Consider the following 13,576-nt stretch of genomic DNA (forward strand, 5'->3'; position numbering starts at 1 on the left):
GTTCCATATGCGGAGAGAGGCCGGCGCCGCCGGCCTCTCTCGATTGGGTCAGGACAGGATGGTCACTTCGCCGGTCGAGCCGTTGACGCGCAGCATCTGTCCGTTCTTGATCGAGGAGCTGGCGCGTCCCGTGCCGGTGACGGCGGGCAGACCGTATTCGCGGCACACGATCGCGGCGTGGGACATCATGCCGCCGATGTCGGTGACGATCGCGTTGATCTTGCCGAAGATCGGCGCCCAGCTCGGCGCTGTGACCGGCGCGACCAGGATTTCGCCCTGCTGGATCTGGCCGAGCTCATCGGCGGAGCGCACCACGCGGGCGCGGCCCTCGACGAGGCCGGGGGAAGCGGCCATGCCGGACAGCTTGGTGGTGTTGGCGGCGCCATCGAGCCAGCGGCCGATGCTCTCCGTGGTGATGCCCCACAGCATGATCGTGAACGGCTCGGTGATGACATCGGGCGGATTGTTGAGCGCGGGCTGCGGCGGCGTCGTCGCGAGCGCAGCCAGGATCGTTTTCCGCCGCTCGATCTCGGGCGGCCAATAGGTCGGACCGATCGCCGGTGCGCCGACGGCCCAGCCATTGCCGTAGTCGAACAGCGCGTCGCGGACTTCCTGACGGTTCAGATAGAACAGGTCGTCGGCGTCCTTCCAGAAGCCGGCATCGCGGAAGATGGCGCCGAGTTCACGCATCTTGCGCCAGAATACGCTCATCGACCAATGCTCGATGTAGAAATTGTGGTTCTCGACATAGGGGAACACGGTCCGGGCGAGCCCGAGCTTGCCCTCGAAGGCGGCGCGGGCGTCGGCATCGAGCATCTCGGCATATTCGGACGTGATGCGGTCGCGCTCTTTGGCAATGGCGTCCGTCGGCCGGTCGATCTCCTCCCCCCGCTGCACGCGGACGACGTAGTCCCTGATGTAGCCGAGCGGGATGTCGAGATGCTCGATCCAGTACTTGTCGGTCGAGTAGAAGCCGTTGCCGGAGGTGAAGTTGAACCAGGGATCCTGCGCCTCGTTCCAGGCCGTCAGCCATTCGGCGCCGTTCGGCGCACGGCCGACCGCAGCCAGCGCCTCGTCGACCGATCCGCTCTTCAGGGCATCGGCGACACCGAGCTTCACGGCGAGCTTGGCGAGCTTCTTCAACTCGTCGTCCGGACGGAACAGGTCGACTTCCACGCCCTGCACCATCTTGGCGATCGCCTGATCGGGAATGGTGGGGAATTGCCCCTTCATGAAGCTGAAGAAGTCGAGATAGGCCGCGTAGCCGAGATTCAGGAACTCGAAATGGTACTGCCAGGTCTTGTAGAGCAGCTGGATCGCCCGGTCGTAGGTCTCCATCAGCGCGTAGGTGTTGTCGAGGCCGACACCGGCCGTGATCCACTCCAGCGGCACGGCTTCGGGCAGCGGCTCGAAATTGAGCGCCTCGAGATCGGCGATGTTGGCGCGGACCTTCTTGTCCCAGTTCGCCAGCAGGCGGTCCCAGTTCTGGAAGTAGTAGCCGGCGCGCTCCATGAAATGCGGTACGCGACCAGCGATCAGCTCGGGCGCCACCGCCACCGGGCTCATGTAGCAATAGCCATTGTGGATGCGGTACTCGACGCCGTTCGCCGGCGGGATCAGATAGTGCCGCGTGTTGTACTGGCCGAGACACTTGACCGCGAACTCGACGGTGACGGCGTCGAACGGCTTGAACGGGCTCGGCCAGTGCTGCGAGTCGCAGAACCAGAACTTGCCGTCCTCCTTGTCGCGCAGGCTGTTCTGGAACTGGAGATAATAGGGATAGAGCTTCTCCCAGCCCTCGGCGCCGACCGGCGTCTTCAGGTCATAGGGACTTGGGAATTTCGCATGCGCCGTCATTGTCGTTTCCCCTCGGTTTCTCTGTTGCTTGTTGTCGTGATGCTCACCGCTTGGCCTGGACCGGGGCCAGCAGCGTTCCAAGTACACCCGCAATCCCGGTCTCGTAGATCGCGGTCGACTGCTTCTTCTTCTGGCTCCAGACGGTCTCCGGCCGGCTCTGCAGCGCCACGAGGTTCTCGTCTTCAGGGAGATCGGCGTCGATCGCCCATTCGACGTCCTGCGGACAGCCCATGCTGCGCTCGAGCGACTTGGCGAGCCTGGCGACGGCGAGCACCTGGGCATTGGTCAGGGAGGGCAGGGTGCGGCGCTCCGGCGCGATTACGCGCTCGACGGTCCGGCGCTCGGCGCGATCGGCGACGAGTTCGAAATCCTTCTCGGCGATGCGGTGCTTGATGACCTGCAGAAGCACCTTCTCGACGACGAAATTGTCGGGCGTGATTTCGCCGGAGACCACCGGCTCGCCGAGCCCGAAGGCGGAATCGATCACGATCTTGGTGCGGTCGCCGTTGATCGGATCCAGCGTCATCGCCACGCCCGCGGCGGCGGCGTTGACCATCTTCTGGACGCCGACCGACATCAGCACGTCGATCTGGCCGAGCCCGTTCTCGGCACGGTAGGAGATCGCGCGCGCGTTGAAGAGGCTGGCCCAGCACGCCTTGACCTTCTCGACCACGGCGTCCTCGCCGACCACCCAGAGATAGGTATCCTGCTGGCCGGCGAAGCTGGCGTCGGGCAGATCCTCGGCGGTTGCCGACGAGCGCACCGCCACCGGCAACTGACCGTCGGGCGACATCCGGCGATACGCCTCGCGGATCGCCTGCTCGACCGCGCCCGGCATCGGCTGCGCCATGATTGCGTCGCGGATCTCGTGCGACAACTTCTCTTCGTCATCGACATCGTCGAGCACGATCCGCGACAGGCGCTCGCTGATCGTCGCCTCGAGTCCGTTGCTTCGAAGATGAAGGGCGTAGGCGTCGGTCGCGACCGCAAATCCCGCAGGAACGCGCACGCCCTGTGCGATCATGCGCGCCAGGCTCGCGCATTTGCCGCCGATGCGCGGGAAGTCGTCCTCGCGTGCGTCTTCGAACGGCACGATGAAGGATGCGGCTGCGTTGGCGCCCATGCGTCTGTTCCCCACCTTATGGCCCGGATCGGCTCCGGACTTGTTGTTGCTTGTGAAACGCGGTCCAATGACGATCGTCGTGTCAGGCCACGTCCCATTCGATCCGAAGCGCCGTCGGCACGCGGAACGAGATGTTGTGAACGAAGTCGATGGTCTGGTCGGCAGCGAGCCGGAGGCCAGGAAGCCTGCGGGTCAGCTCGCCGAGCGCGATCGCGAACTCGATGCGGGCCAGCTGCTGGCCGACGCAGGTGTGAATGCCGTAGCCGAAGGCCAGATGGCTTCTCGCGTCGGTGCGCCGGACGTCGAAACGGGTCGGCGCGGAGAACACCGCCTCGTCGCGATTGGCGGAGCCGATGAGCAGCAGGATATTGGAGTCCTTCGGCACCGGCACGCCGCCGATCTGGGTGTCCTTCAGGGCGCGCCGGCGCCAGGCCACGATCGACGGGCTGAAGCGCAAGCACTCCTCGACCGCATTCGGAATGAGCTGCGGCTCGGCGATGATGGCTTCCCAGTTGTCGCGCCGCTGCAGCAGCTCGCGCATGCCGTTGGCCATCAAGGTCGTCGTGGTCTCGTGGCCGGCGAACAGTGCGCTGTAGAGAACGCCGGCGATCTCCTCGTCGCTGATCTCGGCGCCGTCCTTCTGCAGTCGGACCAGATCGCCCGGCAGATCGTCGGTCGGATCGTCGTGGCGCTGACGCACCAGCGCGCGGCAGTAGGTCCAGTATTCGACCATGTTGCGCGCATGCACGATCTGCTCGTCGTCGCTGAGGTCGCCCCAGGTCAGCAGCGCGCGGCTCACCGCCCAGGACTTTACGCGCGGCACGTCCATATTGGGAATGCCGACCAGCTTGAACAGCACCAGCGCCGGCACATCATAAGCGAACTCGCGGAAGAAGTCGGCATGTCCGCGGTCGGCGAAGGCATCGATCGCCTGGTTGACGATCGCCTTGATCTCCGGCTCGATCGCCCTGAACCGGCGCGGTCCGAAGCAGCCCTGGACCAGCTTGCGGATGCGGGTGTGATCGGGCGGTACCCGCGCCGACAGGCCGGAATAGGCGGTGAAGCCGCCCTCGCGCATGATGCGCTTGCCTTCCTCGCACATCGGCCGGAGCGGCGCCTGGGCGTTCTCCGAGGAGAACGTGCGCCAGTCGTCGAACACGGCCTTGATGTCGGCGTGGCGCGCGACGACGTAGTATTTCAGCTCGTCGGAGAAGAAGACCGGCGCCTCGGCGCGGGCCCATTCATAGAACGGGAACGGATCGCGCATCTCGAAGGGATCGAAGTCTTTGGCGGCGTCGCTATAGGGGCACCGCGCCAGCTGAGCTGCCGAACCTGGCATGTCGTCCTCCCATTCGCCGCCTTTGCCGGCGACGTTGTCATGGGCTCACTCTAAGCGGCGGCCTTTGGGTTTTCTTTAGCCCCTAACTCTATGGCAAATTGAGATAAATCGTCAATTCTGCTGGCGGCGGCACCCCCATGGCGCATGGCTTGGCCGGCAAAGGTCGTGTGACCGAGCCGGTCGCGAACGAGCGGCCTCACGCCGTGAGCTTGCGGTGCAGCTCCTGAAGCGAGGCGCTCTTCGGCCGGTTGTCGAAATGCTTGAGCGAGTCGAGGTACAGCTTGAACTGGCGGTCGATCGCCTCGCGTCGGCCTTGCGCCTTGAACACCTGCATTGCCTCGGCATGCGCCATCTCGCACAAGGGGTCGATCGCCAGCGCCTTCTGGCAATGCGCGAGCGCGGCCGAGTGGTCGTTGCGTTCGAGATAGATCCGTGCCGCGTCGCGTTGCACCTTGAAGAACATGTCGCGCAGCCAATAGCGCTTGCTCCAGCACCAGTCGCGCTCGCCATCGTCGGCGTACTCGACCGGAATGTCCTCGAACAGGTCTCCGGTGTACAGACGGTCCGCCGCCTGCAGACAGATCAGCGCCTCGTCGCTGGCGCCGGCCTTGATGTGACCCTGGGACTGGCGGCAGAGCTGTTCGAAGGTCGAGATGTCGAGCCAGCTGCGCTCCGGGGGCACCAGCACGTAGCGCGATCCCTCGCGCCGGACATAGTTGCGCGTCTCGTCGCGTCCGTTGGGCTGGCCGAGCGCCAGCCGCAGATAGCGCACGGTGTGATAGAGGCGGTTGCGCGCAGCCTCAATGTCCTCGGCGTTGGGCCAGAGCAGATCCGCAAGCTCGTCGGTGGCTGCGCCATGGCCGCCCTTCTGCAGCAGATAGGCGAACAGGGTCTTAGTCTTGCGGGTCGCTCCGCCGGGCGGGTCCCAGTTCACCTGGCTGCCGTCGTTGCGATAGATCCGCAAGCGTCCGAAGCAGCGGATCTTCCAGCGGTCGCGGCTGTCGAGATGAACTGTACTGGGCTCTTCCGCCGATCGTCGCAACAGCCACATGGGGTCGGCGCCTTCGGCTGCGTGCAGCGCGGCCACCGATGTCCCGATCCGCAACTCCGGCGCGATCGCGCCGAGCCAGAAATCGACCTGCTCGCGCAATGCGCCGCGCGTCTGCAGCCGCGACGGCAGCCAATGCGGATTGTCCACGAGTCCGGCGCTGGTGAGGATCTGCGGATGGCCGCGCAGCGCGACGAGCAACTGCTCGTCGATCAGCACCCGGCGGTTATAGAGAGAGGCGATCGAGACCTCGGACTGCTGGGTGAGCGTTTCCGCAAGTGCGGGCCAACCCTCGAAATTGGCCGTCGCCGAGTTGGTCTCGAGGCCCCAGCTCATGTCGACGACGAGCAGGGCAGGACCTTGTTTGCGGGTTGGTGCCACCCACCTCTCGATTCGGCCTGCGACATCTCGAAACGAGATCGGCACCCGCAGCAGCGCCATCTCGACAAAGCTCTTGCCCTCGACGAATCCGGTCTTGTTGATGCGCTTTGCGAGCTTCTCGACCCGCGCGACCGCGTTGACGTCCGCCGCGATCACGAAGATCCGGCAGGGCTGTGCGACAGTCTGGTAAAGCTTGAAGAAGTCCGCAAAAAGAAGCTTTTGCTGCGTCGCGAATAGCGCGAGGTTGACACAACTATTCTTGGTCATGGGTACTCACCCGAGGCAACCCCATTGCAGTTAGCCAGACTGGAGGTAGTCTAAGAGCGGCCGCCGGAAGGTTTCAAGGCCCTGTTTCGCGAGCATTCCTGCAAGCTGGCGAGATCCAGAAGCCGTGAAATGCGGCAGCGAAATGAATCGCTTCCAGCGACGATGCATGTTCGGGTTTGCGGGAACGACATGCGGATTGAGCACGCCAGCGGAGCTGATTGCCTCAACGCGAGGCTCTTCTAGACCGTCAGGCGCTCGTGGATCGCCGCTCCCTGACCTCTCGGATGAAGTGTGACGCCGCTAGAACTGTCGGGCTGGCAGCGAGTTGATGATTGATGTTCGATGGAGGCCAGCCGCGGGGTAGGCTTTATCCCTCAGCTTGTCATATGAGAAGTCCGGCTCCGTTGTCTGCAGCTTGCGAACCATCTCGAAAGAAAGCTCACGGTGCCCATTATGGGCATAGAGAGCTGACAAATATCGCAAGGGTGGAGCAAAGGTCGGAGCAAGAGCATGGCTGGCTTCTGCAAGATGGACGGCCTTGTCGAGTTCTCCCGCCATGGTCCCCGCAATGCAGCTCAGGGCATCGAGCTGAAAACGGAAAGGTGCCGCACCAGCGATCGTACGGGCAAGCAATGTGTGCTGGAAGCCGTCCTCTGGTTTGCCGAGATAGCTCTTTGCGATTCCCAGGCAGGCCCAGGCGATCGGGTTGGCGTGGTTCAGTTGAATGGCTCGCTCGGCCAGCTCATAGGCGGCAACATACGAGCGTCGCATCATGGAATGGACATGCGCGCTCAGGCCAGCAACATAGGAGTTGTAGGGTTCGAGCTCCAGCGCCCGGTACATCAGATCGAAAGCCTCCGCCTCAAGCGTCTGGCGGCAGTTGAATTGGCGCTCGGCGAGCATGAAGGTGCGCAAATAGGCGCGCCACGCGAGATAGATGCCGCGTGGCTCGGCCGCGAAAGCAGCCGCGAACAGCTTGTCGGCGGACTCGAAGTTGGCTCTGCCAAGTCGAAACAGGCGCAGGATACCAGCATAGCATAGATGGGAGGCAGACCTCGGAGCGCCATCCTTGATATGAGCGAGTTGATCGACGGCGAAGTTGACCACCAGGTTGATGGTTCTCATCACATTGGTGTCGTTCAGGTCGAGCGTACCCTCGCCGTTGATCTGCAATGTCGACGACCATGCCAGCGTGTTGGCAGGGCGCTGCAACAGCGCGAGCCGAACGATCTTGCTCGTGTCAGACCCGAACACATCAGAACGCAGGGAGAGCGTGCCGGCCGAGGAGCCATCGTCACCGATCGAGCCATCGCCAGGCAAAATGTCCGCCGGCCAGGCCGCCGACGCGCTCATGTCGCGCCGGTCTTGGATCGTGGCTACGCCCAGTTCCTTGATCGTCTTGGCGATGGAATCGACGAGGCTGTCCGTCACGACCGCAGTATCCGACGGGCCTGTCCGGCAGCCGGGGATCAGGACGATTCGGTTTCGCGAGGGCCGCTCATCGGCGGGCTGCAGGTGCGCTGCAAGGTCGGTCGCGAGATTGGCGGCGTGGCGGAGGTCAGGCGACGGCGCGACGTGCATCTGGAATCGCGCACGCTCCTCGCGCAGCCAATCCTCGAACTCCTCCTCTGCAATGTCAAAGCCTTCAAGAAGCTCACCTTGGGGAGGCGCCATCTCCTGCAGTGGTGACGCGGTAGCGTAACGGGCGATGTCGGTCTCAAATAGCTTTGGATCGAGCGAAATGACGAAGCTGTCGGCGCACAGCAGGGAGCGGCAGTCGGCCAGCGCCTTGCGGATTTCGGTCAGGCTTTGGCGAAGGCTGGCCGCGCCTTGCTCCTTGCCGCGGCTCCCCCAGAGCTTGTCCTGGATCCAGACCCGCGACCGCTTGTGCTCACGCGCCAGCGCCAACATCGCAATGAGAGCGCAAGCCTTGCGTCCCCTGGGCGTGCAATCCTCGCCAGAAGCCTTGACCACGCGGAACGGACCAAGAAGCTTGATCAGCAATTTTGGATCTGAGCTCACATTCGTCGCCCACAACCATGATGTAATCAGTCGTGAAAATACGGAAACCAATGATTGAGTAGTGAAGTCTCCAACACCCTTGCTGTCAACGTGAAAAATCCGTGAAACGCCGTCATTTCGAAGGCCGGCGGCTTGACCGCGCGTGCCGTCAAAACGACCATTCAGTGGTAACGGGCGGAGCAAGTCCGCCGGGCCAGGCAGGGAGGCGGCAGATGGCATGGCTAAGCGGTGAGAGCGGAGAAAGCGGCGAAAGTGGTGAGAGCGGCGAAAGCGGCGAAAGCGGTGAGAGCGGCGAGGGCCGCCGTGTCCGCGCCTCATCGCGTGCACGCGCGCTGATTACCAGCCGGGAGGGCGTCGTCGGCTACTGGAACCAGCCGTCACACACGCCTGATCACTATACTGCCGGGCCAGAGGCGCTCGATCGCTGGTCGCGCGACGTGCGACTGCGCATCTTCGCTGGCGAGCTGTTGTCGGGCCTTGTCTATGACGAAGGCGAGACCTCGATCTCGCTTCAGTACCGTGGCCGCAGCGATGAGACGTTCACGCCGATCGTGCACATGATCCGTCCCAATGCCTCGGACTTCGCCGAACAAGCGGCTTGGGTGTTCAACTATGCCGCGCTGCGGATGGAACGCAGCAGCGAGATCCTGGCCGAGCTGCACGATTTCACCAGCTTCTTGGGCCTGGTCGGATACTGGAATCCGAGCCGCAGCCCGCACACCGCCGAGCTGCTGGCGCTGATCCTGCAGGTGACGACCACGATCGAAATGCGGGTCAAGCATGCGCTCACCTGCCGGCGCCCAATCGAATATTCACCGCAGATACAGCCGATGATCCAGACGCCGGGGCATGGGTCGCTGCCGAGCGGCCATGCCACGGAATCCTTTGCCGCGGCCTTCGTGATCAATGCGCTCATGCGCAAGGCGAGGACGGGGCGGGACGATGTCGATGCGACCGATCCAGTGTTCGTGCAGCTGATGCGCCACGCCGAGCGCATTGCCATCAACCGGACGGTCGCCGGCGTGCATTTTCCGGTCGACAGCGTGGCCGGTATGGTGCTGGGCTGGACCTTGGCGGAGCTGTTCATTGCGCGCTGCTCTGGCTGCGGCCAGGTCACGATGCGCAAGTTCGACGGGCGGGGGTTCAACGACGATTTCCGCTACGACGATGTGCTGGCGATGTCCTACAGGCGATCGGCTGCTGCGAACGTCGCCAGCGAGCAGGGTGGCGGCGGCGCGATCATCGAGGCCGGCACGCCATCGACCGTTCCAGCCTCGCCGATCTTGCAGCATCTCTGGACGCAGGCGCTTGCCGAGTGCCGCCTGATCGTCGGCTGACACGAAAGGACAGGCGCATGAGAGGCTGGCGAGGAGATCGGGCCGAACGAGCCAATCCCTATCTGGACTGGGAGTTGCGCAACAGGCCACTCGGCAAGAGGCTGGACTGGTGCAGCGTGCAGATCCAACTGCTGCCGGAGGCCAACGGCAGCTATGTGGCCCATCTCGGCCAGTTGGCCGCCATCGTGGCCGCCGGCCACGAGCCGGACGAGCCTGCTGACGCGCTGACCATCCGCATGTCGGCCGACGAATTCGATCTGCTGACGAAGCTGATCGACGACATCCGCATCGGTCGCGTCCCGCCGCCGAACGATCCGCGCGATGTGCAGTTCTTCATCTACCGGCCCGAAGACATCGCCAATCGCACTGCCGCCAACGGTCTCTTCACCGCGATCCATGTCGGCCCGCCGATTCCAGGCCTGCGCTTCGACTCCGTCATCGCCGCGCCGACCGATCTCGGCAAGCCGTTGACGGATTTGACGCGGCAGGTCGCTATCGGCGTCATCGATGACGGCATCGCCTTTGCCAACCGCCGTTTTCGCAGCAGGGGCGGCAGATCGCGCATCCGAGCGATCTGGCTGCAGGATGTCGAGCGCCGGACCACGGATTTCGGCGTCGCCGCCGGGCAGCGGCTCACCGGCGAGGAGCTCGACGCGCTGTTTGCGGCGAATGCGAGCGAGGCCGACATCTATCGCGCGTTCGGCATGACCGATTTCTGCAATGAACAACGCAAGCCGCTGGCGCAACGCGTCTCGCACGGCACACACATTCTCGATCTCTCCGGCGGCTACGATCCGACCGCGGAAGATATCGGCAGCAAGCGGCCTCTTTTGGCGGTGCAGCTGCCGTCGCCGGTGTCCGGCGATACGACTGGCGTTACCATGGCGAGCTACGTGCTGCAGGGGGCGCGCCAGATCATGCTATGGGCCGACCGGATCAACCCGAAGCTGCCGCTCGTCATCAATTTCAGCTATGGCATCGCGGCCGGCCCCAAGAACGGCAGCCACGAGATCGAGCAGGCTCTGTCGCGGATGATCGAGCGTCGCAACCAACGCGGCGGCCCGACCTATCTGGTGCTGCCGGCCGGCAACAGCTATCGCGAGCGGACGACGGGCCGGATGGTTGTGCAGCCCGGCGCCTCCGATCAGATCGATTGGATCATGCTGCCGGATGACGGTACGTCCAATCATCTCGAGATCTGGCTCGACGGCGAAGCGATCGCGCAGCAATGGCCGCGCCTCGGCGTCAGCCTGACGCCGCCCGGCGACGTGCCGCGCAAGATCGATGGATTCGGTGATGGCGATGTGCAGGTGCTGGAGGATGACGGCAAGCCGATCGCCGCCATCAATGGCCACCTGGCCAAGGTGGCCGGCCAGCCCGACCGCGTCCGCTTTCATCTGTCGGTCAATCCGACCACCGCGCGCTGGAGCGTGAGGCATCCAGCGCCGGCCGGACGCTGGCGGCTTTCCGTCACCAACGGATCGGAGGCGCCGCTGACCGCACATCTCTACATCCAGCGCGACGATACCCCGCTGGGCTACGTGCAGCATGGACGTCAGTCCTATTTCGATCATGCAGGGGGCTATCAGCGTGCGGCGCTGGATGGCAGCTACAGCGATCCGGACAGCAGCGGCTGCCCCATGACTCGCGAGGACACACTGTCGGCGCTCGCGACCGGTGCGGGCGCGCTCGTGGTCGGCGCCGTCGATGCCGCGGGCCAGCCGACGGATTATACGGCGAGCGGTCCGACGCCGGGGCGCGCCGAGCCCGATTGTGCTGCCATCGCCGACCAGGGGCCCGCGCATTGGGGCGTGCTCGCGGCCGGTACCCGGAGCGGTTCGGTGGTGGCGATGCGCGGCACCAGCGTGGCAGCGCCGCAACTCGTGCGTCGGCTCGCAGATTATCTCGCATCGCTGCAACCGGGCCCGGTGCTTGCGTCGCTTGCGGTGACCGACGGTCCCGTGGCCAGCTCCGACGTCCCGCCGCCGGGCGCCGCCGTGCTCGAGCCGATCAAGCAGGACGCGGTGGCCGCTTCGCCGTGTGACCATGCCCGCATCGGCAGTTTCATCCTGCGTGCGAGCGGCCACCCCGGCCTGCCGCCGCGGACCTATCCGCGCAGCCCAAACTTGCGCTGAGCCCGACTCCCTGGTTCGCCGCCGCGCAATTGCAGCATGCTGGCAGACAGTGAGCCAGCACAGGCGCGCGCCTCGACTCCCAGCCCGGATCCGATGCCTCTTGCGCTGCGCCCTTGCCGACGCGCGCGATAGCGCAAGTGCGTGAGTGCAGATGGCGTCGTTCCGATGCATTTTTTGACGATGCTCTTGCGATGTCCTGACGATCGTCTCACACCACCTCGGCATAGTTCCTCCCGTGCAAACGAGACACAGGAGGATTCAATGCGCAGATCCAATATCCGTATCGTGATGGGCTTGATCATCTCGCCCTTGCTGATGTCCCAGGCCTCCGGTCAGAACCTCAAGGACCTGGTGCCGACCTATCAGCCGCATCAACAGACCGACAGCGAGCGGTTGCAGAACTTCCACGCTCCAGCCCCGCCTCCGACCAACTATCCGAACATCAGCCGTGATCCTTCCACCAACGAGCCGCGGCTCAACGTCAACCGCGATGTCTCGCTCGGCGGCAACGTGACCCGGAACAGCGCCGAGGGAAACGTCCGCTTCCCGATTCCGGGATCTCGCTAGGCGCTATTCGGCGACATGGATGACTGCTCGCCGTCCAGGCGCGACGTCTCGAAAGCGGGCCGCTGGTTCAAACAATCCATGATGACGTGAGGAGATTGCAGATGAAGAGTCTTCGACTGATGGCCTGCTCCGCCATGCTGTTGCCCAGCGTCGCTCTGGCGCAACAGCAGATTCCGACAGGCTCACTGCCGCCCGACGTCGCGGCCGCGATCAAGGCGGCTCCGCTGACGCAGACGCTGATTCCGATCAGCGGCGAGGAGAAATTCGCGCAGCAGATCATCAAGGCGGATGAGATTTCCTTCGCGGCGGGGGCAAAGCTGACGCTGACCGGATTGAACTATCCCTACATCGTGGTGGCCGCGCAACGCATCAAGTTCGCCAACCCGGACACCTACAGCATCATCCAGCGCGATCCGCAGGCCGTGGCCGCCGTCGGCAGTGACGGCCCCGCAGGTCCCAATGGCGCCGACAATCCCGGCGAGACCAACCGGACCGGCAATCCAGGCTATCCCGGCGGCCCCGGCGGGCCTGCCGTGGCCGGACAGACCCGGCAACTGCCCGACGTCTATCTGGTCGCCGGAGAGCTCTCCGATCCGAAAGGGCCGATCCCGGCCGGTCTTCTCAACCTCGTCCTTCTCTTCCGCGGCATTGACGGCGGCGATGGTGGGACCGGGGGGAAAGGCGGCAACGGCGGCCGGGCCGGAAACGGCAAGGAAGGGGCCACGAGCCTGTTCGACTGCAAGGAGGGGGGCGGCCCCGGCGGGACGGGAGGCGCTGCCGGTCCCGGAGGACGCGGCGGTGACGCTGGCGCTGGGGGACAAGGCGCCGACCTCGTCTTCGTCACGACCAGACCTGCCTACGAAGTCCTGAGCTATTCGCGGATCAACAATGTCGGCGGGAGGGCCGGACTCCCAGGTCGGGGCGGCGGCCCGGGCAATCCGGGCCCCGGAGGCCAGGGCGCGCCGGCCAATGGCTGGTGCAAGGGCACAGGCGGAGGATCGCCAGGCAATTTCCCGTCGCCTGCAAACCTCGGCTTCGGCAATACGTCTGCGGACGGCGCGAAGGGAACGGTCACGGCGGTCATCCTTCCGTCCGTCGGTCCTCTGTTCGGCAAGTGACGCGGCGAGCGGCAGATGAAACCTGCGGGCCGCGTCCTGCAGGTTTCGTCCGCCGGCGCGCGGTCCCAATTCCTCAATCCCGGAGCAATCCATGACGACGACGCGCGACAGAGTGGAGCAATACGTCCTCGACTATTTCCATCGCCAGTGGCCCTCGGCGACCGAGGCCACCTCGCTCGCCGGCGATCTCGGCCTGGATGCCTATGACATCTACGACATCGGTCGGCATCTGCGGGGGTGGCGCCGCGCCAGCTACACGCCGAGTGAGTTCGCCGGCTGCGAACTGGTGAAGGATATCGTGACGCTGATCTACCAGAAGGTCCGCGCCGCCGGAAACTGAGGCGGGCACCGGCGGGATCCGGTCCACCACATGAAGGAAGGT

Annotated in this window: 10 protein-coding genes; 5 read left to right on the forward strand and 5 right to left on the reverse strand. The window is 64.6% G+C overall.

The window, feature by feature from the left end:
• Positions 1–48: 48 nt before the first annotated feature.
• From ACQR1E_RS28580 to ACQR1E_RS28600, 5 genes are all read right to left on the reverse strand, one after another.
• On the reverse strand, positions 49–1,857 hold the full coding sequence (locus tag ACQR1E_RS28580; RefSeq protein WP_316165501.1) for a PEP-utilizing enzyme: 1,809 nt from the start codon (positions 1,855–1,857) through the stop codon (positions 49–51).
• Between the two features lie 43 nt (positions 1,858–1,900).
• Entirely contained in the window at positions 1,901–2,980 is a 1,080-nt protein-coding gene (locus ACQR1E_RS28585) for a PEP/pyruvate-binding domain-containing protein (RefSeq protein WP_315751486.1), read from the reverse strand.
• 82 nt (positions 2,981–3,062) lie between these two features.
• Complete coding sequence (locus ACQR1E_RS28590; RefSeq protein WP_316226887.1) at positions 3,063–4,319, reverse strand: cytochrome P450; 1,257 nt, start codon at positions 4,317–4,319, stop codon at positions 3,063–3,065.
• A 196-nt stretch (positions 4,320–4,515) separates the two neighbouring features.
• Positions 4,516–6,015 carry an AfsR/SARP family transcriptional regulator gene (locus ACQR1E_RS28595; RefSeq protein ID WP_315751492.1) on the reverse strand — a complete coding sequence of 500 codons (1,500 nt, stop codon included), beginning with the start codon at positions 6,013–6,015 and terminating at the stop codon, positions 4,516–4,518.
• 300 nt (positions 6,016–6,315) lie between these two features.
• Positions 6,316–8,019 carry a hypothetical protein gene (locus ACQR1E_RS28600; RefSeq protein WP_434897864.1) on the reverse strand — a complete coding sequence of 568 codons (1,704 nt, stop codon included), beginning with the start codon at positions 8,017–8,019 and terminating at the stop codon, positions 6,316–6,318.
• Between the two features lie 230 nt (positions 8,020–8,249).
• Between ACQR1E_RS28600 and ACQR1E_RS28605 the strand changes: the two genes are divergently transcribed.
• From ACQR1E_RS28605 to ACQR1E_RS28625, 5 genes are all read left to right on the forward strand, one after another.
• On the forward strand, positions 8,250–9,374 hold the full coding sequence (locus ACQR1E_RS28605) for a phosphatase PAP2 family protein (protein ID WP_315751494.1): 1,125 nt from the start codon (positions 8,250–8,252) through the stop codon (positions 9,372–9,374).
• A gap of 17 nt (positions 9,375–9,391) precedes the next feature.
• Entirely contained in the window at positions 9,392–11,509 is a 2,118-nt protein-coding gene (locus ACQR1E_RS28610) for a S8 family serine peptidase (protein ID WP_434897865.1), read from the forward strand.
• Between the two features lie 261 nt (positions 11,510–11,770).
• A complete protein-coding gene (locus tag ACQR1E_RS28615; protein ID WP_315736163.1) occupies positions 11,771–12,076 on the forward strand; it encodes a hypothetical protein in 306 nt (101 codons plus the stop codon).
• Positions 12,077–12,177: 101 nt separating this feature from the next.
• Positions 12,178–13,194 (forward strand): hypothetical protein, encoded by a 1,017-nt coding sequence (locus ACQR1E_RS28620; protein WP_316202555.1) that lies wholly within the window; start codon positions 12,178–12,180, stop codon positions 13,192–13,194.
• 91 nt (positions 13,195–13,285) lie between these two features.
• Positions 13,286–13,534: a hypothetical protein gene (locus ACQR1E_RS28625; RefSeq protein WP_315716235.1), complete on the forward strand. Its 249-nt coding sequence runs from the start codon at positions 13,286–13,288 to the stop codon at positions 13,532–13,534.
• Positions 13,535–13,576: the final 42 nt, after the last annotated feature.

Origin of the sequence: Bradyrhizobium sp. HKCCYLRH1030 (genome assembly GCF_051168395.1) — a bacterium.
Classification (GTDB): Bacteria; Pseudomonadota; Alphaproteobacteria; order Rhizobiales; family Xanthobacteraceae; genus Bradyrhizobium.